The following is a 20,314-nucleotide window of genomic DNA, read 5'->3' on the forward strand; positions in this document are numbered from 1 at the left end:
CTTCCATGAGAATGGCGGGATTAGAGGGGGTATCAGTGGCTGGTGCGGTCCACTGACGGCGGCCTACCCTCGGGACATGGAGCTTGAGGTGAGGCACCTGCGCGCACTGTGCGCCATTGCCGACGCCGGCAGTCTGCACAAAGCCGCGCGGCAGCTCGGCGTGAGCCAGCCCTCCCTCACGACGCAGCTGCGCCGCATCGAACGCGCCCTGGACGGCGAGCTGTTCCTGCGCGAGCGCACCGGCTGCCGGCCCACCCCCTTCGGCCGGACCGTCCTCGGCCGGGCCCGCCCGCTCCTCGACCAGATGGCCGCGCTCGTCGCCGAGGCCAGGGCGCTGGCCCGCGGGCCGCGACTGAACATCGGCTCCACCGCCAGCCGGGCCCTGCCGGGATGGCTGCGCCGGATCCACCGCAGGCTGCCCGACACGGAAACCTCGCTGGTGGTGGACGTGTCGGCCAACGCCCTCCTGCGGATGGTGGCCTCGGGGCAGCTGGACGTGGCCTTCGTCCACGAGGTCGAGGGCAGCCCGCTGCGGGTGCCGGCGGGGCTGGAACTGCGGGTCCTGATGGAACGGGAGCCGCAGTTCGTGTCGATGTCCCGGGACCATCCCGCGGCGCGGCGGCCGGTGGTCCGGTTACAGGACCTGGCGGCCGACCGGTGGACGGTCGACCCCTCCGTGGACGGTGAATGGGACGGCCTGCGGCGGGTGTTCGCCGGCGCCGGGGTGGACCCGCCCGTCCTGCACGCCGACTACCACACCGCGACCTCGCTGATCGTCTCCGGCGAGGCGGTGGCCCCCTGCCAGCCGACGTCGGGGCCGCGCGACGACATGGCGATCCGGCCGCTGTCCGGGGACCCCCTCGCCGTCCGGCTGCTGATGGCCAGCCGGCCGGGCGCGCATGCCGAGATCTTCGAGGACCTCCGGGCGGCGTACCGCGAGGCCGCGCTCCGCACGCCGCCGTACCGGGCGTGGCTCCGCCACCACGAAAGCCCTCTGCTGGCCGCCTGAGGGCCGTCCCGTGATCCGCGGCGGGTCGGCGCGCGGCGTCGGATGCGGTGCACCGCAAGGCGGAGGGTCGTCCTCGTACCGGGCGTATCCGGGCGGTCCCGACGTTGCCGCGAGGTGCCGTAGCCGGCGCCGCCGGGGATCCCGGGACAGCCCGTGGCCCCGCCTCCCGCGCGGCGGGGGACCGGATGCCGTCGGCGGCGCTGCGCCCGCCCGCCCCCCCGCCGCCTGGAGCGCGGGGACAGCCCTTGGCCCCGCCTCCCCGCCTGGCGGGGCCGGATGCCGTCGGCGGCGTTGCGTCCGCCCGCGACGCCTGGGGCGCGGGACAGCCCTTGGCCCCGCCTCCCCGGCCGACGGGGCCGGATACCGCCCGCGGCGCTGCGCCCGCCCGCGACGCCTGGGGCGCGGGGACAGCCCCCGCCTCCCCGGCCGACGGGACCGGATGCCACCGACGGCGCCGCGCCCGCCCCCGCCGCCTGGGGCGCCGGCCCCGGAACCCCGCGCCTCGAACGCCGGTAGGGGTGGGTGGTGCCGGGGGCCGCAATGATGCCGGCCTGTCGGCCGCCGCCGGCAGGCCCTCCGGCCGGTCCACCCGCGTACCGCCTCCGCCGCAGCCGGGCGGGTATCCGCCGCGTGGCGTGCACCGTCGTTGCCGGGGGCGCCGCCCCCGGCCCCCCGCCTCGCGAGCCGGCGGGGCTGACTGTGCAGCCCGGCGGTGCGCCCGTCCGTGCCCCGTGGCCCACCGCGGCACCGCTGCCGGGGCCGGCCCCGACCCCGCGCCCCAAGTCGGCGGAGCCGGAGGCGCCGGGCGGGCTGAGTCCTGCATGCGGAGAAAGGGGCGGGGCAGGGAGAGGAGCCCCGCGCAGCGGCCCGGCTCGGCCCGGCCCGTCGGGGTGGCCGGCGCGCCGGCACGTCGTCCCCGCGGCCCAGGGGCGGGAGGCTTGACTTCGGGGATCCGCGATATATCGTGTTCTGAAGAAGACGCGATATGTTGCGTGCCTGAGGAGGATCCATGGCAGAGCAGAAGACGTGGTCGGTCGCCGAACCGCAGAAGCTCACCTTCGACGAGCCGGTGACCGAGCTCCGTGTCCGTATCGTCGGCGGCACGGTGAACGTCGTGGCCGACGAGGGGCCGGCCCGGCTGGAGGTCGCCGCGGTCGACGGGCCGCCGCTGTACGTCGTCCAGGAGGCGGGCGTCCTCACCGTGTCCTACGAGGACCTCCCCTGGAACGGTTCCCAGAACTTCAAGAAGTGGTTCGAGGGCAAGCCCTGGAAGGCCTGGTCCCGCTCCGGCGCGGGCCGCAAGGCCTGGGAGCGCAAGGCCACCGTCACCCTCACCGTTCCCGCCGCCACCCACGCCCAGCTCGCGGCGGTCAGCGCCGCCGCGGTCGTCTCCGGCCTCGGCGGCGGCACCGAGGTCCACGGGGTCTCCGGCGACGTCACCCTGGTCGGCCTGGCCGGCAGGGTCAGCGCGAACACCGTCTCCGGCAGCGTCGAGGCCCAGTCCCTCACCGGCGAACTCGGCTTCCACTCCGTCTCCGGCGGCCTGACCGTCGTCGACGGCGCCGGCGGCAGCGTACGGGCCGACTCCGTCAGCGGCGACATGCTCGTCGACCTGGCCCTCGACCCCGCGGCGCCGCGCCCGGTGGACATCTCCCTGAACTCCGTGTCGGGGCAGGTCGCGATCCGCATTCCGCATCCCGCCGACGCGCGGGTGGAGGCCAACACGGCCAGCGGCGGCGTCTCCAACGCCTTCGACGACCTGCACGTGTCCGGCCAGTTCGGCGCCAAGCGGATCACCGGCACCCTGGGTGCGGGCACCGGAACCCTGCGGGCCACCACCGTCTCCGGCGGCATCGCCCTGCTGCGCCGCCCGGCCGCGGACACCCCGCCCACCGCCCCCCTCGTGCTCGACAAGAAGGTGCTCTGACATGCCGCCCGTCTTCGCCCACGGCCGCCTCCGCCTCTACCTGCTCAAGCTGCTGGACGAGGCCCCGCGGCACGGGTACGAGGTGATCCGCCTGCTGGAGGAGCGTTTCCAGGGCCTGTACGCGCCCTCCGCGGGCACGGTGTACCCGCGGCTGGCCAAGCTGGAGGCCGAGGGCCTGGTCACGCACGCCACCGAAGGCGGGCGCAAGGTGTACTCGATCACCGAGGCGGGCCGGGCCGAACTGGCCGACCGCGGCGGGGAGCTCGCAGATCTGGAACTGGAGATCCGCGACTCGGTCTCCGAGCTGGCCGCCGAGATCCGGGACGACGTACGGGGTGCGGCGGGTGCCCTGCGGCGCGAGATGCGGGCCGCGGCCTCCGCGACGGCGACCCCCGTGGAGGACGCCTCCTGGGCGGCGGCCAAGGAGGAGCTGCGCAAGGCCAAGCAGGAGTGGAAGGAGCAGGCGCGCCGGGCGAAGGACGAGAGCCGCCGGGCCCGTGAGGAGGCCCAGCAGGCCCGCCGCCAGGCCAAGGAGGCGCAGGAGCGGGCGCGCGAGGAGGTCATGCGGATCGCGAGCCAGCTCCAGGAGCAGTTCGCGAAGTCCGGCGGGATGCTGGGCAGCCTGGCCGGCAGCTGGCTCGGCGGAGGTACGGCCACCCCCGGCACCAGTACCGGCAGCAGTACCGGCACCAGTACCGGCACCGGAGGCGGAAACGGCACCGGAACCGCCGCCGGGGCCCCGGTCGCGGACTCGCGGTGGGCCGAGGACCTCGCCCCCACCGGCGACCCGGCCCGTGACCTGGACCGGCTGCTGGACCGCTTCCGGGACGACGTGCGCGACGCGGCCCGCGACCACGGCATCACCCCGGCCGGGCTGGCCGAGGCCCGCGCCCACCTCGCGGCGGCCGCGGACCGGCTGGCCGAGACGCTCCGGCCGTCGCGATAGGTCGCGAGTCAGGCAGCCGTCAGGCCCGTTTCCGCCGCCGCGTACGTGACGCCGTGGTCCGCCAGGACCTCGGCGGCCGTGCCCGGCCGGGAGAGCAGCGCGAGCAGCAGGTGCAGGGTGGAGATGTGGCGGTCGCCCCGGCCCAGCGCGACGCGCAATGACTTCTCCAGGGTCTTCTTCGCGCCCTGGGCGAAGGGGACGTGGCGGCTCTCCGGCTCCGGCCGGCCCAGCGCCGAGCGGAGCGAGGAGCCCAGGGTCCGCCGCCGCGGGGCGGCGGCGGCCAGTGCGCCCTCGCCGTGGGTCTCCTCGACCCGGGAGAGGACCGCGGTGAGGTCGATGCCGAGGTCCGCGAGGGCCTCCTCGTCCGCCCGGGACATGCCGCCCCGGCGGCGGGCCGTGGCGAGGTCCGCGGCCATCGCGGCGCGGTCGACGCCCAGCGGATCGAGCGCGCCCAGCTCCAGCAGGGCGAGCAGCAGGTGCTCCTCGGTGACCGTGGCGGCCCCCGTCCGCCGGGCCGCGGCCACGGCGCCGGTCACGGTGTCCCGGGCGTCCTGCGTGAAGCGTTCGAACATCAGGCCCTCCCGTGCTTCTTGTGTACGGCCTGCCGGCTGACGCCCAGCTCGGCCGCGATCTCCTGCCAGGACCACCCCTGTGCGCGGGCGCTGCGTACCTGTACGGCCTCCAGCTGCTCCAGCAGCCTGCGGAGGGCGGCCACGGCACGCAGGCCCACGCGGGGGTCGCGGTCACCGGCACGTTCGGCGAGATCGGTCGCTTCCGTCATGCCTGTCAATGTAGGTTGACGGGCAGACGTCTGTCAACCACCGTTGACGGACCAGGGGGGCGGAAGAGGGGGTCGGCCCCGTCTGCCCTACACCGTGAGGACGATCTTGCCGAAGAGGTCGCCCGCCTCCAGCTTCTCGAAGCCCTCCCGCGCCCGGTCCAGCGGCAGGACCTCGTCGATCACCGGTCGCACCCCGGTCGCCGCGCAGAACGCCAGCAGGTCCTCCAGCTCGTCCTTCGAGCCCATCGTCGAGCCGACCACCTTGAGCTCCAGGAAGAAGATCCGGGTCAGTTCGGCGTGCGCGGGACGGTCCCCGCTCGTGGCGCCGGAGATGACCAGCGTGCCGCCGGGGCGCAGTGACTTGACCGAGTGCGACCAGGTGGCCGCGCCGACCGTCTCGATCACCGCGTCCACCCGCTGCGGCAGCCGTGCGCCCGGCTCGTACGCCTCCACCGCGCCCAGCTCCACCGCCCGCTTGCGCTTGGCCTCGTCCCGGCTGGTGGCGAAGACCCGCAGGCCCGCCGCCTTGCCGAGGACGATCGCGGCGGTCGCGACGCCACCGCCGGCGCCCTGGACCAGTACCGAGTCGCCGGGCCGGACGCCCGCGTTGGTGAACAGCATCCGGTACGCCGTCAGCCACGCCGTCGGCAGGCAGGCGGCCTCCTCGAACGACAGCTCGGCGGGCTTGCGCAGGACGTTCCAGGCGGGGACGGTCACCTGCTCCGCGAAGGTGCCCTGGTACCGCTCGGTCAGGATCGACCGCGGCTCGTCGGGGCCGACCCCGTGGCCACTCTGGCCGATCACGGAGTGTAGGACGACCTCGTTGCCGTCCTGGTCGACGCCGGCGGCGTCACAGCCGAGGATCATCGGGAGTTTGTCCTCGCCGAGGCCGACCCCGCGCAGCGACCACAGGTCGTGGTGGTTGAGGGAGGCGGCCTTGACGTTCACGGTCACCCAGCCGGGGCGGGCCTCGGGGGCCGGGCGCTCGCCCAGCACGAGGCCGCTCAGCGGCTGGTCACGGTCGATTCGGGCGGCGTAGGCAGCGAACATGCCGCGACGCTACCGCCCGGTAGCCCGGCGGACCAGCCCTGCGGGGCTCTGTGGGTGAGGCCTTCGTCGCACGGCGGCCCCTGCGGTCCGCCCGCCGTCGGCGGGAACCGGGCGGGGGTGTCCGTGCGTCTCACAGGGCCCGGCCACATGCTGAGCGGAATCGTTCGTTGCATGCTCAACCGTGCACGCTGCGTGCGCTCTTGGGTGGCCGGGGGTGCGAAGCGGAACGTCAGGATCAGGCCTCGCGTGGCGGTAGAATTCAGGCCATGCGGCCCGGCTCGTCATGTGCCTGTCATTCGTTGGCCGCATCCCGTTGACGAAGCGTCAGCTTCATCGAGGCGCTGAGGCGGAGCATCCCCTCCCGGTTCGGGGGCGGGGAGGGTATGCCCGGAAAGAGAGGGGCCCGACCGGATCTTCACCCGGTCGGGCCCCTCTTTCGGATTTTTCCGTCGGCTGCCCGGTCAGACCAGGCGGGCCACGCCGTCGGCCTTGGCGGCCGCGGCGACCGCGGCCGCGACGGCCTCGGCGACGCGCGCGTCGAACGGCGACGGGATCACGTAGTCGGCGGCGAGCTCGTCACCCACGACGCCGGCGATGGCGTCGGCGGCGGCGATCTTCATGCCCTCGGTGATCCGGCTGGCGCGGACCTTCAGGGCGCCCGCGAAGATGCCCGGGAACGCCAGCACGTTGTTGATCTGGTTCGGGAAGTCCGAACGGCCCGTGGCCACGACCGCCGCGTACTTGTGCGCGACGTCCGGGTGGACCTCCGGGTTCGGGTTGGCCATGGCGAAGACGAAGGCGTCCTTCGCCATCGAGGCCACCGCCTCCTCGGGAACCGTGCCACCGGAGACGCCGATGAACACGTCAGCGCCGTTCAGGGCCGCTTCCAGGGAACCGGTCTGGCCGGTCTTGTTCGTCAGGCCCGCGATCTCCGCCTTGACGTCCGTCAGGTCGGAGCGGTCCGCGGAGACGACGCCCTTGCGGTCGGTGACGCAGACGTCGCCGATGCCCGCGTCCACGAGGATCTTGGCGATGGCGATGCCCGCCGCGCCCGCACCCGAGATGACGGCGCGCAGGTCGCCGAGCGTGCGCCCGGTCAGCTTCGCGGCGTTGCGCAGGGCGGCCAGCGTCACGATGGCCGTGCCGTGCTGGTCGTCGTGGAAGATCGGGATGTCCAGGGCTTCCTGGAGCCGGCGCTCGATCTCGAAGCAGCGGGGGGCGGAGATGTCCTCCAGGTTGACCCCGCCGAAGGACGGCGCGAGACGGATGACCGTCTCGACGATCTCGTCCGTGTCCTTGGTGGCGAGCGCGATCGGCACCGCGTCCACCCCACCGAACTGCTTGAACAGGATGGCCTTGCCCTCCATCACGGGGAGGGAGGCCTCGGGACCGATGTCACCGAGTCCGAGCACGGCCGTGCCGTCGGTGACGACGGCGACCACGTTGGACTTCCAGGTGTACTCGTTCACGAGCTCGGGCTGCTCCGCGATCGCGCTGCAGACCTTCGCCACGCCCGGCGTGTACGCGAGGGACAGGTCGTCCTTGTTCTGGACCGGCACCGTGGCCTGGATGGCCATCTTGCCGCCCCGGTGCAGCGCGAACACCGCGTCGGGGTTGTTGTCCGTCGCGCTGTCGCTGCGAGGATTGACGATCTCCGCTGCCACTTTCTTGGCCCCTTAAGTCTTTGAATCGTTGAGGGTGACCACACCTGGTTAAGGGGTGGGCGGGCACCGCGTCCGTACTCCGCATCGACGGTTGGCCCGTCTCCGCGAAGGGGAGGTTCGTACGCGCGGGCGCGCCGCACGCGCGCCCTGAGCCCCGGATGAGGGGTGTAAGGATCCGTTGTACCCGAAGAACGCTCGCTCAGACGAGTCGATTCCTGCTCGACTGTAGACCGCTTGTCCTGTTTTCGGCGAAAGGTCCAAAGGACTCTGTCCAATGGGCGAGACGGACCGCAAATAGTCCGCCAAAAGGGCCAGGTCACAGCGGTTCCTGCGGCCGCGACCCGCCCATTCCGCAGTCCTGTTGGGTACCCCCACCCACCCGTTATCCGATTTTGACCTGACGAACTGCCTGAATGCGTCAGTCCGAATGGCAAGATGCCGTAATCACACGAGGTCGCGACACTCGAAGGTGCGTGCCCGACCGCTCTCGGATGCTTTCCCCAGCCACCCGGAGGAACCAGCTCATGACCGCAAGCACCACCCGTCGTACGACCGCCGCCCGGTCCCGGATCGCCGCGGTCGGCGCGATCGCGGTCGCCGGTGCCCTGATCCTCACCGGCTGTGGTGACCAGACGGACAAGGGTTCCTCGTCCACCCCTTCGGGCGGTACGTCGAAGGACAGCTCCGCCCCGCTCTTCTCGGCCCTGCCGAAGAAGATCCAGGACGCCGGTGTCATCAAGATCGGCACGGACTCCGCCTACGCCCCGATGGAATTCGTCGAGGGCGGCAAGATCGTCGGTGTCGACCCCGACATCGCCGAGGCGCTGGGCAAGCAGCTCGGCGTGAAGATGCAGTTCACCGCCGGTACCTTCGACGGCCTGATCACCTCGATCTACACCGGCCGCGAGGACGCGATCATGTCCTCGATCACGGACAACAAGAAGCGCCAGGAGGGTCTGGACGACAAGGGCCAGAAGATCGGCAAGGGGATCGACTTCGTCGACTACTTCTCCTCCGGCCTCTCGCTCCTCGTCAAGAAGGGCAACCCCGAGGGCATCAAGTCGATGGACGACCTCTGCGGCAAGACCGTGGCCGTCCAGCGCGGCACGATCTACGAGGACACCTTCAAGGCCCAGGCCGAGAAGTGCGGCGACAAGAAGCTCACCATCCAGGCCTTCGACACCGACGCCGAGGCGCAGACCCGCGTCAAGGCCGGCGGCGCCGTCGCCGACCTGAACGACTACCCGGTCGCCGCCTACACGGTGAAGACCTCCGGTGGCGGCAACGACTTCGAGATCGCCGGCCAGCAGAGCGACGTCGGCCTCTTCGGCATCGGTGTGAGCAAGGAGAACACCCAGCTCCGCGACGCCCTCAAGCAGGCCCTCGACGCCATCATCAAGGACGGCTCCTACGCCAAGGCGCTGGAGAAGTGGAACGTGCAGGACAGTGCCGTCAAGTCCGCGACGGTCAACGCAGGTCAGTAAGTCCAGCGCTCCACGCTCCACTGAAGGGCAGTCATTGTGACTGACAAGATCGAAAAGGGTCCGGCCGAGAACCCGCCGGCCGGGCCCGGTGCCTCGGGCCTCCCGTACGAGGCCATCAAGGCCATCCCCGTACGGCACTACGGCCGCTGGGTCAGCGGCGTCGTGGTCGTCGGGCTGCTCGCCTGGCTCGTCTACGCGTTCGCCAACGGCAACGTCATCTGGAAGACGGTCGGCGACAAGCTGTTCGACCCGGCGGTCCTGAGCGGTCTCGGCAACACCGTGATCATCAGCGTCTCCGCCATGGCGCTGGGCCTCGTGCTCGGCATCATCTTCGCGGTGATGCGGCTCTCCAAGAACCCGGTGACCGGCGCCGTCTCCTGGCTCTACATCTGGTTCTTCCGCGGTACCCCGGTGTACGTGCAGCTGCTGGTGTGGTTCAACCTGTCGCTGATCTTCCAGTACATCAACCTCGGTCCGATCTACAAGAACGAGACCGTCGACGTCATGACCCCGTTCATGGTCGCCCTCCTGGGCCTCGGCCTGAACGAGGGCGCGTACATGGCGGAGATCGTCCGGGCCGGCATCCAGTCGGTCGACGAGGGCCAGACCGAGGCCGCCCACGCGCTCGGCATGCCGCAGACGAAGACCATGCGCCGGGTCGTGCTCCCCCAGGCGATGCGCGTGATCATCCCGCCGACGGGCAACGAGTTCATCAACATGCTGAAGACCTCCTCCCTGGTCTCGGCGGTGCAGTACACCGAACTCCTGCGGGCCTCGTCGAACATCGGCAACACGGCCGGTGCCATCATGGAGATGCTGTTCGTGGCGTCCTTCTGGTACCTGGCCCTGACCAGTGTGTTCAGCGTCGGCCAGTACTATCTCGAGCGCCGCTTCGCCCGTGGTTCCACGCGGAACCTGCCTCCGACGCCGTTCCAGCGCCTGAAGGCCAACCTGAACATGTTCCGCCGTACGGAGGTCGCGCGATGACCGCTCAGCCGATGGTCAAGGCCGAGGGCGTCCACAAGTCGTACGGCGCCGCCCACATCCTTCGGGGCATCGACCTCGAGGTCGCCCCGCGTGAGGTCTTCTGCCTGGTCGGCCCGTCCGGCTCCGGCAAGTCGACGTTCCTGCGGTGCATCAACCACCTGGAGCGCATCAACTCCGGGCGGCTCTCGGTGGACGGCCAGCTGGTCGGGTACAGGCAGAAGGGCGACAAGCTCTACGAGCTGAAGGACAGCGAGGTCGCGGCCCAGCGCCGCGAGATCGGCATGGTCTTCCAGCGCTTCAACCTCTTCCCGCACATGACGGCCATAGAGAACGTCATGGAAGCCCCCGTCATGGTCAAGGGCGAGAGCAAGGCGGTGGCGCGCGAGCGCGCGGTCAAGCTGCTCGACCGCGTGGGCCTGGGCGACAAGGGCGGGAACTACCCCTCGCAGCTCTCCGGCGGCCAGCAGCAGCGCGTGGCGATCGCCCGCGCGCTGGCCATGGAGCCGAAGCTGATGCTCTTCGACGAGCCCACCTCGGCGCTCGACCCGGAGCTCGTCGGCGACGTCCTCGACGTCATGCGGGACCTGGCCGAGTCGGGCATGACCATGATCGTGGTGACCCACGAGATGGGCTTCGCCCGCGAGGTCGGCGACAACCTCGTCTTCATGGACGGCGGCGTCGTGGTCGAGTCCGGCCACCCGCGCGAGGTGCTGGGCAATCCCCAGCACGACCGGACGAAGGCGTTCCTGTCCAAGGTGCTGTAACCGCACACGGTGCGTGAGAGGGGCGGTACGGGACTCCCGTACCGCCCCTCCGCGCGTTCCGGTGCGCGTTCCGAAGTTCTCACTTTCCTACAAGGGTGCTACTTCAGGCCTAGGACCAGCCCGTCGGAGGGGGAGCGCCAGACCGTCCGGGCCTCCGAGAACCCCGCCTCGCGCAGGGTCCGGGCGTGCCAGGCGTCGTCGGGGGTGTCCCCGTCGGCGTGCTCGCCGTAGACCTCGAACCGGCGCCTCGTCGGCTCGGCGAGCACCGGGTCGGCCGCCGCGAGCGCCCACCAGTCGGCCCAGTCCAGTGCGCCGGCCGCGCGGGCCCGGTCCATCCCGGCGTGCCGGTGGGCGCGCTCGGCGGCGTTGATCCCCGGGGTCGCGGGGTCGGGCATGTGGTCGGCGTTCATGAAGACCCCGCCCGGGCGCACCAGCGGGGCGAGCTGCCCGTAGAGCACGGCGAGCTGCGGGCTGTGCAGCCAGTGCAGGGCGGTGGCGGTGAGGACGGCGTCGTAGGTGTCGGACGGGAGCGCCGAGGCCCAGTCGGGGTCCTTGAGGTCGGCGGTGACGAACGTGACGCGCCGGTCGCCGTCGAAGTGGCCCCGGGCGATGGTCAACAGCGCCGGGTCGAGGTCGACGCCCGTACTGGTGGCTTCCGGGAACCGCTTGAGGACGCGGTCCGTAATACTTCCCGTACCGCACGCCAGGTCGAGGACCCGGGGGGTGGGGCCCACCAGTGCCTCGACCATGTCCAGCATCACCCGGAACCGCTCCTCGCGGTCGGGCATGTACCACTCCTGCTGCCGGTCCCAGCTCTCCTGCCAGGCCTGCCAGTCGGTCGTGGTCCGCACCATCGTCCACCCTCCAGCCGTAATACCCTCGAATGTGTCTCATCCGTTACCGCGAGACATTAATCCGCAGCCGTAAGGACTACAAGTGGAACTGGCCCATTACTCGGACTATGCCGTGCGCCTGGTCAACACCGAGGAGCCGGCCCGCAACAAGGATTCGCTGACCTCGGTGGACGCCGTCCGCGGCCTCTTCGGCGCCGGGGTCCAGGCCGCCCGCCGCGTCACCGACGCCGACGTCACCCGCTTCCGCAACGTCCGCGGCCGGCTGCGCGCCGTCTTCGAGGCCGCCGACGGCGGCGACCACGTCCTCGCGGTCGACCTGCTGAACTCCCTGCTCATGGAGTTCCCGGTCAGCCCCCAGGTCTCCGGCCACGAGACCATCGGCGAGGACGGCGGCCCGAACTGGCACATCCACCTCGCCGACCACCCCTCGAACGCCTCCGCCGGCTACGCGGCCATCGCGTCCTTCGGCCTGGCCTTCCACCTCACCGAGCACGGCCCCGACCGCCTGGGCCTGTGCCAGGCCGCCCCCTGCCGCAACGCCTACCTGGACACCTCCACCAACCGCTCCCGGCGCTACTGCTCCGACCGCTGCGCCACCCGCGCCAACGTGGCCGCCTACCGGGCCCGCAAACGGCTGGAGGCCGAGGCGTCCGGCCAGAGCGGCCGCAGCGCCGACAGCGCCCAGGACACCCGCGCCCTCAGCGAACTCTGATCCGCCGCGCGCGGCCGGAAGCGCAGCACCGCCGTCGCCAGCACCAGCTCCTCGGGCACCGTCCCGTAGTCGGTGCTGTCGCCGGTCTCGTTGAACGGGTTGTCCCCGAGCACCCACCAGCCGCCCGGCCGCCGCTCCACCGCCCGCTTCACCACCAGCAGGTCCTGCTGGAAGGGATGCCGCAGCACCACCACGTCACCCGGACGCACGACCGCCCCGTACCGGACCACCAGCCGGTCGCCGTGCAGCAGCGTCGGCACCATCGAGGGCCCCGCCACCTCCAGCACCTCGAACGCCATCCGCGAGTGCCTTCTCTCCGCCATGCGCCACCTCCTCGCCCGCTCTCGCCCCACTGCGCATGCTGCCGCACGCTCCCGTACGTTCGCTCACCGGTCCGGCCGCCACCCTGGACTTTTGTCCTAAGCCGCCGGGGCCGCTCGCGAAATCCCCTTTCCCACGGAGTAATCTCCCCTCTTGAGAAGACGATCACGAGGAGGACAAACTCCATGCTTTCCCGCCTCTTCGCCCCCAAGGCGAAGGTCTCCGCCCACTGCGATCTTCCGTGCGGCGTGTACGACCCTGCCCAGGCCCGCATCGAGGCCGAGTCCGTCAAGGCCGTCCAGGAGAAGTACCAGGCCAACGAGGACGCAGACTTCCGCGCGCGCGCCATCACCATCAAGGAGCAGCGCGCCGAGCTCGCCAAGCACCACGTCTCGGTGCTGTGGAGCGACTACTTCAAGCCCCCGCACTTCGAGAAGTACCCGCAGCTGCACACCCTGGTCAACGACACCCTGAAGGCCCTCTCGGCCGCCAAGGCGTCGAACGACCCGGCGACCGGCCAGAAGGCCCTCGACCTCATCGCCGAGATCGACCGCATCTTCTGGGAGACCAAGGCCGCCTGATCCAGGCCTCCCCGAGTACGCCGATGGGGCCCGACCGCTGCCGGTCGGGCCCCATCGGCGTACTCGGGGACAGTGCGTCCCACGTGTGGACTATTCGTCTTCGTCGTCTTCGTCGTCCAGCCGCGCGAGCCACGTGGCCAGGCGTTCCACCGGGACCTCGAAGTCCGGGTTCAGGTCGACGAAGGTGCGCAGCTGCTCGGCGAGCCACTCGAAGGTGACCTCCTCCTCGCCGCGCCGCTTCTCCAGCTCCTCGATGCCGCGATCGGTGAAGTACAAGTCGGGCTCCGTGCCGTGATGAAGGTGTGCAGGGGGACGTTTCCCGCCAGGATAATCCGCATACCCGCCGAGACCTCCCGCCCTGCCCGCCCCGGCGCTAGCCTGGACTGCCCAACACCTGAGGGGGCAGGGGATGCAGGACGGGCGCACGGGCGGCACCGCGCGCGCCTTCGAGCTCCTCGAACCCCTCGTCCGGGCGGCCACCGTACGCGTCCACGCGGCCCCGGACGGGTATGCCTCCCCTGGGACCGGTCCCACCTGGGGGAGTGGCTTCTTCATCGCCCCCGGCTGGGTCCTGACGTGCGCGCACGTCATCGGTGAAGGGGGTGCAGCGGTGCGTCTCGCGGGGCGTGAGCTCGGCATCACCTTCTTCTCCGGCGCCGACGGCGCCACCGGGACCGTCCCCGGCCGCGTCGAGTGCGTGCTGCCCGAGCGGCTGGAGGAGCGCCGCCCCGCCCGCCGCGCCCTGTGGGACCTGCCCGACCTGGCACTGGTCCGGGTCCTCGCCCCGATCACGCACGCCTGCGTACGCCTCACCGACCGCGCCAGACCCCGCCTCGACGAGGTCGCCTACTTCGGCTGCACCGAGGACCTCGGCATCCCCGAGATCACCGGCCGCACCACCCGGCTGCGCGGCACCGCCGGCGGCGGCGCCGCCCTGCGCCTGGGCAACGACGACGAGATCGAACCCGGCATGTCCGGCGGCCCCGTCGTCGACCTGGCCCGCGGCGAGGTCGTCGGCGTGGTCAAGGCCCGCCGGCAGGGCGGCGGCGGCGGACTCGCCGTCTCCGTCGTCCAGTTACGGACCCTGCCGCTGGCCGCCACCGGCCAGGTCGGGCTCTACCGCCGCGTCATGCAGGCCCACGACCTGTACCACTACGACCAGCACCTGAGCGATCTGGGCAGCCGCCGCACCTGGACCGACGTGCACGACGAACTCCCGACCGCCGGCGACCCGTACGAGGGCCGCAGGCGCCTCACCCCCGCCGAGCACACCACCCTGTGCGGACTGCTCGCGGAACTGCCCCCGCCGCGCTCCTCCGAGGACGTCCGCGCCCTGGTCGAAGCGGCCCGCGGCGAGGAACCCGACCCGGGCCTGCCGGCCCCGCTCAGCTGGCGCGACGGCCTCGGCATGCTCCACGACCCGCCCGGCGGCACCGGAGAGGCCGCCGCGATGCTCCGGTACGCGACCGACGTCAGCGTCGCCGACCACCGTGAGCCGCCCGCCCCCGGCTCCGACGAGGAACTGTGGGAGTGGGTGCGGACCACGGCCGAGCGGCTGTGGCGTCCGCTGCGCCGCGAGCTGGCCGAGCGCCGCGATCAGGGCCTGGCCCGCCGCGACCACAGCCGGCGCGCCCGCACCGACCGGCACCCCCACGGACACGCCCGGCCGCCCGCCGGGCTGCCCCAAGGCCCGTCGGTGCTGCTGGAGGCGTGGGCGCACGGCTGGGAGGACGTCTACGACTGGCGCGTGTCGGTGCTCTACGGGCCGGCCCACCCCGGCCGGCTCACCCCGGTGGACTCGGGCGTACGGGCCACCCGCGCCGGACTCGCCGAGGTCCTGCGCGTCCCCCTCGCCGAGGCCTTCCGGCGCTGCGACACCCACGAGGCCGCCGCCCTCCTCGAAGTCGCCGTGGCCCCCGAGCTGTTCGGCCTGCCCGTGGACACCTGGACGGTCGCCGGCCGGGTCCCGCTGGGCGCCCAGCGACCGGTGGTGTTCCGCTACCCGGCCGGGAGCGGCGAGGCCCCGCCCGACGAGGAGGCAGTCCACCGCCGGGCCGACCGCTGGACGCGCGTCCAGGCCGGGCCCGTGCTCGACGAACGGGCCGACTGCGCGCGCGGACGCCCCCGTACCCCGGCGCCCGAATGGCTCGGCACACTGCCCGACAACACCGTGCCCGTGCACTGCCGGGCCGCCGACGCGGAGCCCACCCGCGGCTCCCTGTACGCGGTCCGCGACGCCGGATACGGAGTGGCCGTCACCCGGCGGCCCCCGGCCGACCCGGCGGCCGACTGCGCGCCGTTCCACCGCGGGCTGCGCGAGGAGCTGACCGAGGCGGGGCGGGGAGCGCCGCTGCCGGTCCGGTTCCAGGCACTGCGGGCACGCGCGCACGGGGCCGACCCCGACGCGTACTGGGCCGACGGCATGGCCCTCGTGTGGGACGACCCGGCCCGCGCGCTGCCCGACGACGAGCCACTGCAGGGCGACCTGTGACGGGCGGGACGGGGAGGGAGCGGGCGTGAACGAGGAATGGCTCATCTACCGGGGGGTCGGTGAACCCCATGACGGGATCGCGGCCCTGCCCGATCCGCCGCCGTGGCGGGACTTCGACGGCGGCCCCGTCGGCGAGCCGGGCGGACCGGCGGACACCGCCGACGGCAACGTCGCGCGGCGCCTCGGGGCCCACCGGCAGGCCGCCGAGCTGCACCGGCCCGAGCCCGAGGAGCTGGAGGCCATCAACGCGGCCCTGTACCTGCGGCGCCCGCTGCTCGTCACCGGCTACCCCGGAACCGGCAAGTCCACCCTCGCGCACGCCGTCGCGCACGAACTGAAACTCGGCCGGGTGCTGCGCTGGCCCGTGGTCTCGCGGACCGTGCTCCAGGAGGGCCTGTACCGCTACGACGCCATCGCCCGGCTCCAGGACGTGCAGATCGCCGCGAGCGGCGACGCCCCCGGCAGCGCCGGCCAGACCCCCGGCACATCCGGCAGCGTCGGCCAGACCCCCGGCATCGGCAAGTACATCCGGCTCGGACCGCTGGGAACGGCCCTGCTGCCCACCGAACGGCCCCGCGTCCTGCTCATCGACGAACTCGACAAGAGCGACATCGACCTGCCCAACGACCTCCTCAACGTCCTGGAGGAGGGCGAGTTCGCGCTGCCCGAACTGGAACGCGTCGCCGACACCGAGCCCGAGGTGCAGGTGCTCACCGACGACGGGGCCAAGGTCACCGTCCGGGGCGGCCGGGTCCGCTGCCGGGCCTTCCCCTTCATCATCCTCACCAGCAACGGCGAACGGGACTTCCCGGCCGCCCTGCTGCGCCGCTGCATCCAGCTCAAACTCGGCCAGCCCGGCGAGAAGCGCCTCGCCACCATGGTCCGCGCCCACCTCGGAGAGGAAGCCGCCCAGCTCGGCGCCGACCTGATCCGCGAGTTCCTCAGCCGCTCCCAGTCCGAACTCGTGGCCGCCGACCAGCTGCTGAACGCCATCTACCTCACCCACTACGCCGCCCCGCCCACCCGGGAGGACCTCGCCGACCTGCTCATCCAGCGCCTCGACCGCCCGAGGTGAGCGCCCGTGTCCCCCGACCGGCCGGCCGTCCCCGCCACCGCCCTCCACGACGCCTCCGTCCTCCACCAGGTCGCCGCCCTGCGTGACCTCGCCGTCCTGCTGCGCGCCGCCGGACTCGACCCCACCACCGAGGAACTCGCCGACGCGCTGTGGCTGGCCGGGCGGATCGGCCCGCCCGGCCGGGCCGCCCCCGACCGGGGCCGGACGGCGCAGCCCCGGCGGCCGCGGACCCCGGGCGGCGCACCGCCGCCCGAGGAGGAGCCCGTACGGCCCGAACCCGAACCCGAGGACCCGGTCCGGCTCTACGCCTCCCGGGTCCTGGGGGCCGTCACGGAGGAGGCGGGCGAGTTCCCGGCCGGTGCCGGGGTGCCCGTACGGGTCCCCGGAGCGGCCGCGCTGCCCCGCATCCTGGAGATCCAGCGGGCCCTGCGCGCCCTCCAGCGGCACCGCCCGCCCGGACCGCCCGGCCGCCTCGTCCTCGACGAGCCGGCCACCGCCGAGGCCAGCGCCCGCGCCCTCGGGATGGTCATCCCCGTACTGCGGCCCGAAACCCGGCGCGAGGCGACCGTACGGCTCGTGATGGACGCCTCCCCGTCGATGGCCGTCTGGCACGACATGTTCGAGGAACTGCGGTCCGTGTGCGAGCGCCTCGGCGCGTTCCGCGACGTCCAGGTGCATTACCTGCACCGGCTGGCCGACGGCCGGGCCGCCGTCGGCCGCGGCCCCGCCCCCGGCACCCGGCTGCGCTCCGGGGACCAGCTGCGCGACCCGACCGGGCGGGCGCTGACCATGGTCGTCTCCGACTGCGCCGGACCCCTGTGGCGCGAGGGCGAAGCCCAGCGGCTGCTGCACCGGTGGGCCGAGTGCACCCCCTGCGTCGTCGTCCAGCCGCTGCCGCAGCGGCTGTGGAGCCGCAGCTGGCTGCCGACCGAGCGCGGCGCCCTCACCCGCGCCGGGGGCAACGCCGGCCGGCTGCGCTTCCGGCCCGACCGGCCCGCCCGCCCCGGACGGCCCACCGGCGGGCTGACCGTCCCCGTCCTGCCGCCCAGCGCGACCGCGCTCGGCGCCTGGGCCCGGCTCGTGGCCGGACTGGGCACCGGGCCCGTCCCCGCCGATGTGGGCCGGGTGCTGGCCGAGCACCCCTCCGCGCCCCTCCCGCCGCCCCGCGCCGCCCGCCCGCCGCGCGAACTGGTGCGCCGCTTCCGCGCCTCCGCCTCGCCGCGCGCCGTACAGCTCGCCGTGTACCTGTCGGCGGCCCCGCTGACCCTGCCCGTGATGCGGCTGGTGCAGCGCACGATGCTGCCGGACTCCGAGCCCTCGGACCTGGCGGAGGTGCTGCTGAGCGGACTGCTGCGGCGCGGCCAGGCCGCCGGGCAGTGGTACGAGTTCGTGCCCGGCGTCCAGGACGTCCTGCTGGGCCCGCTCGGCCGCGACGAGGCCGCACTGGTGCTCAAGCACTGCTCCGAGTACGTCCTCGCGCACTTCGGGCGGGGCGTACGCAACTTCCCCGCGCTGGCCGTCTCCCAGCTGACCGGCGCACCGCTGGTCGAGGAGGGCGGCGAGGAGCGGGTTCCCGCAGGCAGGCTCCCGCAGGCCTTCGCCGAGGTCTCGGCCCGTGTCGTACGCCGCTACCTGCCCGGGCCGCCCGCCGCGGACCCGGCCGTCACCGAACCCGTGGCACCCCCGCCCGGGCGGGCCTGGGCGGTGCGCACGGCCCGCGCACGGCTCGCCGCGCAGGACCGCCAGGGGGGCGACGCCGGCCCGCGCGGGCTGTACGAGGCGGCCGCCGTCCTGCGCCGGGCCGTCGCCGTACCCGCCGGGCCCCAGGACCCGCCCGGCGAGGCGGAATGCGAGCTGGCCGCCGTGCTGCTGCGGCTGTGGGCCGGCCAGCGGGATCCGGAACTGCTGGTGGAGGCGGAACGGGCGGTGGCCGGGCTCGGCACCCCGCAGGCCCGGGCCGTCCTCGGCCGGGTGCTGTACGAGCGGGCCCTCGCGGCCGAGCCCGACACGGAGCTGCTCGCCGCCGCGGAACGGGAGTTCGTGGCCGTCGCCGGCGTCCCCGACCCGGACCTGGACCCGCGGCTGCGGCTGGACTGCGTGGTGCGCCGGGCCCGCACCCTGGTCCGCCTCGGCGAGCTCCGCGAGGACACGGGCCCGCTGCACGAGGCCCGCTCCGCACTGGAGGCGGTGGCCGGCGACTCGGCGGCCGACCCGGTGGTGCGGCCCGCCCTGGGCCGGGTCCTGCTCGCGCTGCTGCCCCGCACCCCCGGCCCGCAGGAGCGCACCGAACTGGCCGGGCAGGCCGCCGAGCACCTGGCGGCCGGACTGGCCGCCGAGCCGTCGGGGCCGCAGGCCGCCCGCGTCCGGGTGGAGCTGGCCACCGCCCTGCGTTACCTGCCCGGGCGGCTGGAGGAGGCCGCCGGGCAGCTGGACCTGGCCCTGGCCGAGGCCACCGGCGATCCGGAGCTGCGGCTGGCCGCCCTGGTGTGCCTGGCCCGGGTGCACCGGGCCCGGTCCGCGCGGGACACGGACCCGGTGGCCCTGGAGGACGCCGCCGAGGCGTACGGCAGGGCCCGTCGGCTGATCCCCCGCGACGGGGAGGCCTACGGCGAGCTGCTGCCCGAGTGGGGCGACGTGCTCCTGGACCGGGCGCGGGCCGCCGGCGGGCGGCGGTTCACCTCGACGGCCGTACGGGTCCTGCGCGACAGCCGGGCCGCAGTCCCGCAGTCCGACGCCCGCTCCGCTCAGCGGCTGGTGCGGCTCGCGGAGGGGCTGCGGCTGCGGCACGCGTACGAGGGCGACGTGGTGGACCTGCGGGAGGCGGAGTACCTGCTGGAGCTGGCCGTCCGGCAGAGCCGCAGCCCGCTGGAGCAGGCCCGCGCCTGGCGGGAGCACGGCGACGTCCAGCAGGAGATCCACGCGCACACCAGGGCCCTGGACCGGCTCGACCGGGCGGCGGACTCCTACCGGCGGGCATGGCGGGCCGCGCTGGCCGCCGACCGGGAGGAGCGGCGGGAGGTGGCGGTGGAACTGGGCGCCCGCGTGCAGGAGTTGCGGGGGGAGGTGCTCGAACGGCTGGCGCGGCCCCGGGCGGCGCTGGACGCCTACCGCTCGGCCGTGGAGCTGTGGACGCGGCTCGGGGAGCCGGCCGCACAGCGGCGGGAGGCCCTGCGGTCCCGCGTCCGCACCCTGGAGGCGGGGTTGTGACGGATCCGCCGGACCCCGGCCGGGCTTGGCGGGCCCGGGCCGGGGAAGAGGGCAGGGGACCATCGGACGTGCGACGCGACAGGGGGACGGACATCCCATGGTGACTCGGCAGCAGGAAGCGGAAACGGAGGGCTCCGCCGGACCCGGGCCCTGTTCCGGGCAGTTACCGGACCTCTCCGGGTTCGATCTGGCCGCACTGCGCGGGATCGACCATCCCGTGCTCGCCCGGGTCATCGAGGGGATGGTGGAGCGGGTCACCCACCCCGCCGAGATCCTCAACGCCTTCGACTCCGGGGTGGCCTGACCCGCGCCCGGTCCGCGCCGGTCCGAACGGGTCCCCGGCCCGGTCCGCGCCGGCCCCGGCCCGGTCCACGCCGGCCCCGGTCCGGTCCGCGCCGGCCCCTGACCGGTCGGTGCCGGCCCATGCCCCGTACGCGCCCGGGCCGGCCGGGGTCCCTCAC

Annotated in this window: 19 protein-coding genes; 12 read left to right on the top strand and 7 right to left on the bottom strand. The window is 73.6% G+C overall.

The window, feature by feature from the left end:
• Positions 1 to 76 precede the first annotated feature (76 nt).
• From ACIPK4_RS04500 to ACIPK4_RS04510, 3 genes are all read left to right on the top strand, one after another.
• Positions 77 to 1,009: a LysR substrate-binding domain-containing protein gene (locus ACIPK4_RS04500; protein ID WP_402309231.1), complete on the top strand. Its 933-nt coding sequence runs from the start codon at positions 77 to 79 to the stop codon at positions 1,007 to 1,009.
• Between the two features lie 1,009 nt (positions 1,010 to 2,018).
• Complete coding sequence (locus ACIPK4_RS04505) at positions 2,019 to 2,936, top strand: DUF4097 family beta strand repeat-containing protein (RefSeq protein WP_402309233.1); 918 nt, start codon at positions 2,019 to 2,021, stop codon at positions 2,934 to 2,936.
• Between the two features lies 1 nt (position 2,937).
• Entirely contained in the window at positions 2,938 to 3,882 is a 945-nt protein-coding gene (locus tag ACIPK4_RS04510; protein WP_402309235.1) for a helix-turn-helix transcriptional regulator, read from the top strand.
• Between the two features lie 8 nt (positions 3,883 to 3,890).
• Here ACIPK4_RS04510 and ACIPK4_RS04515 read toward each other — a convergent pair whose 3' ends face one another.
• From ACIPK4_RS04515 to ACIPK4_RS04530, 4 genes are all read right to left on the bottom strand, one after another.
• Positions 3,891 to 4,454, bottom strand: coding sequence for a Clp protease N-terminal domain-containing protein (locus tag ACIPK4_RS04515; RefSeq protein ID WP_402309236.1), 564 nt, complete (start codon positions 4,452 to 4,454; stop codon positions 3,891 to 3,893).
• A complete protein-coding gene (locus tag ACIPK4_RS04520) occupies positions 4,454 to 4,663 on the bottom strand; it encodes a helix-turn-helix domain-containing protein (RefSeq protein WP_054220957.1) in 210 nt (69 codons plus the stop codon). The genes ACIPK4_RS04515 and ACIPK4_RS04520 overlap by 1 nt, the downstream gene beginning before the upstream one ends.
• An 87-nt stretch (positions 4,664 to 4,750) precedes the next feature.
• On the bottom strand, positions 4,751 to 5,713 hold the full coding sequence (locus ACIPK4_RS04525) for a zinc-binding dehydrogenase (protein WP_054220958.1): 963 nt from the start codon (positions 5,711 to 5,713) through the stop codon (positions 4,751 to 4,753).
• Positions 5,714 to 6,174: 461 nt separating this feature from the next.
• Positions 6,175 to 7,377 (bottom strand): NADP-dependent malic enzyme, encoded by a 1,203-nt coding sequence (locus ACIPK4_RS04530; protein WP_376203321.1) that lies wholly within the window; start codon positions 7,375 to 7,377, stop codon positions 6,175 to 6,177.
• Positions 7,378 to 7,901: 524 nt separating this feature from the next.
• On the opposite strand from ACIPK4_RS04530, the gene ACIPK4_RS04535 reads away from it, so the two are divergent.
• The 3 genes from ACIPK4_RS04535 to ACIPK4_RS04545 are packed head-to-tail and all read left to right on the top strand — an operon-like array spanning position 7,902 to position 10,612.
• Positions 7,902 to 8,861, top strand: coding sequence for an ABC transporter substrate-binding protein (locus ACIPK4_RS04535; protein ID WP_054220960.1), 960 nt, complete (start codon positions 7,902 to 7,904; stop codon positions 8,859 to 8,861).
• Positions 8,862 to 8,897: 36 nt separating this feature from the next.
• Positions 8,898 to 9,848, top strand: a complete 951-nt coding sequence (locus tag ACIPK4_RS04540; protein ID WP_054220961.1) for an amino acid ABC transporter permease — start codon at positions 8,898 to 8,900, stop codon at positions 9,846 to 9,848.
• Positions 9,845 to 10,612: an amino acid ABC transporter ATP-binding protein gene (locus ACIPK4_RS04545; RefSeq protein WP_054220962.1), complete on the top strand. Its 768-nt coding sequence runs from the start codon at positions 9,845 to 9,847 to the stop codon at positions 10,610 to 10,612. The genes ACIPK4_RS04540 and ACIPK4_RS04545 overlap by 4 nt, the downstream gene beginning before the upstream one ends.
• A gap of 98 nt (positions 10,613 to 10,710) precedes the next feature.
• Here ACIPK4_RS04545 and ACIPK4_RS04550 read toward each other — a convergent pair whose 3' ends face one another.
• Entirely contained in the window at positions 10,711 to 11,466 is a 756-nt protein-coding gene (locus ACIPK4_RS04550) for a class I SAM-dependent methyltransferase (RefSeq protein WP_402309240.1), read from the bottom strand.
• A gap of 82 nt (positions 11,467 to 11,548) precedes the next feature.
• Between ACIPK4_RS04550 and ACIPK4_RS04555 the strand changes: the two genes are divergently transcribed.
• Positions 11,549 to 12,178, top strand: coding sequence for a CGNR zinc finger domain-containing protein (locus ACIPK4_RS04555; RefSeq protein ID WP_402309242.1), 630 nt, complete (start codon positions 11,549 to 11,551; stop codon positions 12,176 to 12,178).
• On the opposite strand, the gene sodX is transcribed toward ACIPK4_RS04555, so the two are convergent.
• Positions 12,082 to 12,501: a nickel-type superoxide dismutase maturation protease gene (gene sodX / locus ACIPK4_RS04560; RefSeq protein WP_402309244.1), complete on the bottom strand. Its 420-nt coding sequence runs from the start codon at positions 12,499 to 12,501 to the stop codon at positions 12,082 to 12,084. The two genes, ACIPK4_RS04555 and sodX, sit on opposite strands and share 97 nt — an antisense overlap.
• Before the next feature lie 183 nt (positions 12,502 to 12,684).
• Between sodX and sodN the strand changes: the two genes are divergently transcribed.
• The gene (gene sodN / locus ACIPK4_RS04565) at positions 12,685 to 13,080 is read left to right on the top strand and encodes a superoxide dismutase, Ni (protein ID WP_048475438.1); all 396 of its coding nucleotides are present in this window, start codon (positions 12,685 to 12,687) and stop codon (positions 13,078 to 13,080) included.
• Between the two features lie 90 nt (positions 13,081 to 13,170).
• Here the strand turns inward: sodN and ACIPK4_RS04570 are convergent, their stop codons facing one another.
• Positions 13,171 to 13,356: a DUF6104 family protein gene (locus ACIPK4_RS04570; RefSeq protein WP_010061466.1), complete on the bottom strand. Its 186-nt coding sequence runs from the start codon at positions 13,354 to 13,356 to the stop codon at positions 13,171 to 13,173.
• 133 nt (positions 13,357 to 13,489) lie between these two features.
• On the opposite strand from ACIPK4_RS04570, the gene ACIPK4_RS04575 reads away from it, so the two are divergent.
• The 4 genes from ACIPK4_RS04575 (at position 13,490) to fxsA (ending at position 20,157) form a co-directional block, all read left to right on the top strand.
• Complete coding sequence (locus ACIPK4_RS04575) at positions 13,490 to 15,571, top strand: trypsin-like peptidase domain-containing protein (RefSeq protein ID WP_402309246.1); 2,082 nt, start codon at positions 13,490 to 13,492, stop codon at positions 15,569 to 15,571.
• 25 nt (positions 15,572 to 15,596) lie between these two features.
• Positions 15,597 to 16,646 (top strand): AAA family ATPase, encoded by a 1,050-nt coding sequence (locus tag ACIPK4_RS04580; RefSeq protein WP_402309247.1) that lies wholly within the window; start codon positions 15,597 to 15,599, stop codon positions 16,644 to 16,646.
• Positions 16,647 to 16,652: 6 nt separating this feature from the next.
• The gene (locus ACIPK4_RS04585; protein WP_402309248.1) at positions 16,653 to 19,853 is read left to right on the top strand and encodes an SAV_2336 N-terminal domain-related protein; all 3,201 of its coding nucleotides are present in this window, start codon (positions 16,653 to 16,655) and stop codon (positions 19,851 to 19,853) included.
• 97 nt (positions 19,854 to 19,950) lie between these two features.
• On the top strand, positions 19,951 to 20,157 hold the full coding sequence (gene fxsA / locus ACIPK4_RS04590) for an FxSxx-COOH cyclophane-containing RiPP peptide (RefSeq protein WP_054220969.1): 207 nt from the start codon (positions 19,951 to 19,953) through the stop codon (positions 20,155 to 20,157).
• Positions 20,158 to 20,314 lie beyond the last annotated feature (157 nt).

The sequence above is a fragment of the Streptomyces sp. NPDC086989 genome, from assembly GCF_044745505.1.
In the GTDB taxonomy this organism is placed as follows: domain Bacteria; phylum Actinomycetota; class Actinomycetes; order Streptomycetales; family Streptomycetaceae; genus Streptomyces.

Coding starts and splice junctions, on each gene's coding strand:
- ACIPK4_RS04500 (WP_402309231.1), top strand. CDS start 77: ATGGAGCTTGAGGTGAGGCACCTGCGCGCACTGTGCGCCATTGCCGAC.
- ACIPK4_RS04505 (WP_402309233.1), top strand. CDS start 2,019: ATGGCAGAGCAGAAGACGTGGTCGGTCGCCGAACCGCAGAAGCTCACC.
- ACIPK4_RS04510 (WP_402309235.1), top strand. CDS start 2,938: ATGCCGCCCGTCTTCGCCCACGGCCGCCTCCGCCTCTACCTGCTCAAG.
- ACIPK4_RS04515 (WP_402309236.1), bottom strand. CDS start 4,454: ATGTTCGAACGCTTCACGCAGGACGCCCGGGACACCGTGACCGGCGCC.
- ACIPK4_RS04520 (WP_054220957.1), bottom strand. CDS start 4,663: ATGACGGAAGCGACCGATCTCGCCGAACGTGCCGGTGACCGCGACCCC.
- ACIPK4_RS04525 (WP_054220958.1), bottom strand. CDS start 5,713: ATGTTCGCTGCCTACGCCGCCCGAATCGACCGTGACCAGCCGCTGAGC.
- ACIPK4_RS04535 (WP_054220960.1), top strand. CDS start 7,902: ATGACCGCAAGCACCACCCGTCGTACGACCGCCGCCCGGTCCCGGATC.
- ACIPK4_RS04545 (WP_054220962.1), top strand. CDS start 9,845: ATGACCGCTCAGCCGATGGTCAAGGCCGAGGGCGTCCACAAGTCGTAC.
- ACIPK4_RS04550 (WP_402309240.1), bottom strand. CDS start 11,466: ATGGTGCGGACCACGACCGACTGGCAGGCCTGGCAGGAGAGCTGGGAC.
- sodX (WP_402309244.1), bottom strand. CDS start 12,501: ATGGCGGAGAGAAGGCACTCGCGGATGGCGTTCGAGGTGCTGGAGGTG.
- sodN (WP_048475438.1), top strand. CDS start 12,685: ATGCTTTCCCGCCTCTTCGCCCCCAAGGCGAAGGTCTCCGCCCACTGC.
- ACIPK4_RS04575 (WP_402309246.1), top strand. CDS start 13,490: ATGCAGGACGGGCGCACGGGCGGCACCGCGCGCGCCTTCGAGCTCCTC.
- fxsA (WP_054220969.1), top strand. CDS start 19,951: ATGGTGACTCGGCAGCAGGAAGCGGAAACGGAGGGCTCCGCCGGACCC.